This window comes from Pseudomonas sp. MYb60 (assembly GCF_002979555.1).
Taxonomy (GTDB): Bacteria; Pseudomonadota; Gammaproteobacteria; order Pseudomonadales; family Pseudomonadaceae; genus Aquipseudomonas.
In genome coordinates this window covers 1-1,201 of record NZ_PCOZ01000046.1, presented here as the reverse complement: position 1 = coordinate 1,201, position 1,201 = coordinate 1, and the positions used below count along the sequence as shown (strand labels likewise).

The following is a 1,201-nucleotide window of genomic DNA, read 5'->3' as shown; positions in this document are numbered from 1 at the left end:
TCAATCCCAGCTCAACGCGCCACCGGTCTGATACTCGATCACGCGGGTCTCAAAGAAGTTTTTCTCTTTCTTCAAGTCCATGATCTCGCTCATCCACGGGAACGGGTTGGTTGTCCCTGGATACTCTTCCTTCAAGCCAATCTGCGACAGGCGACGGTTGGCGATGAACTTGAGGTAGTCCTCCATCATCGCCGCGTTCATGCCGAGTACACCGCGCGGCATGGTATCGCGCGCGTATTCGATCTCCAGTTGGGTCCCTTGCAGGATCATCTGGGTCGCTTCTTCCTTCATCTCGGCGTCCCACAGGTGTGGGTTTTCGATTTTGATCTGGTTGATCACGTCGATACCGAAGTTCAGGTGCATCGACTCATCGCGCAGGATGTACTGGAACTGCTCGGCGACGCCGGTCATTTTGTTGCGACGGCCCATGGACAAAATCTGGGTGAAGCCGCAATAGAAGAAGATGCCTTCGAGGACGCAGTAGTAGGCGACCAGGTTGCGCAGCAGCTCTTTGTCGGTGTCGACGGTGCCGGTTTCGAACTTCGGATCGGAGATCGAACGGGTGTACTTCAGGCCCCAGGCTGCCTTTTTGGCGACCGATGGGATCTCGTGGTACATGTTGAAGATCTCGCCTTCATCCATGGCCAGCGATTCGATGCAGTACTGGTAGGCGTGGGTGTGGATCGCCTCTTCGAAGGCCTGGCGCAGGATGTACTGGCGGCACTCCGGGTTGGTGATCAGGCGGTACACAGCCAGCACCAGGTTATTGGCCACCAGGGAGTCGGCGGTGGAGAAGAAGCCCAGGTTGCGCATGACGATGCGGCGTTCGTCGTCGGTCAGGCCTTCGGGGTTTTTCCACAGCGCGATGTCGGCGGTCATGTTGACCTCTTGCGGCATCCAGTGGTTGGCGCAGCCGTCGAGGTACTTCTGCCAGGCCCAGTCGTACTTGAACGGCACGAGTTGGTTGAGGTCGGCGCGGCAGTTGATCATGCGCTTTTCGTCAACGGCGACACGGGCGGCGGAGCCTTCGAGTTCGGCGAGGCCTTCGGCGACGTCGAGTTTGTCGAGGGCGGCCTTGGCGCGCACGATGGCAGCGGAGTCACTGGCAGTGACGGCGCGGGCTTCGAGGGCGGCTTTGGCGCCGTCACCGTCGAGGCGGTCCATGTTGGCTTCGGTGGCGTGGCCGGCGTTGGCGCCTTTG

1 protein-coding gene is annotated in these 1,201 nt (G+C 59.9%); it reads right to left on the bottom strand.

Going from position 1 to position 1,201, the window contains the following annotated elements; all coding sequences use genetic code 11:
• A complete protein-coding gene (locus CQ041_RS26110) occupies positions 1–1,164 on the bottom strand; it encodes a ribonucleotide-diphosphate reductase subunit beta (protein WP_177429424.1) in 1,164 nt (387 codons plus the stop codon).
• Positions 1,165–1,201: the final 37 nt, after the last annotated feature.

Bases quoted from the DNA above. Each gene is read 5' to 3' on its own strand.
- CQ041_RS26110 (WP_177429424.1), bottom strand. From the start codon at position 1,164: ATGGACCGCCTCGACGGTGACGGCGCCAAAGCCGCCCTCGAAGCCCGC.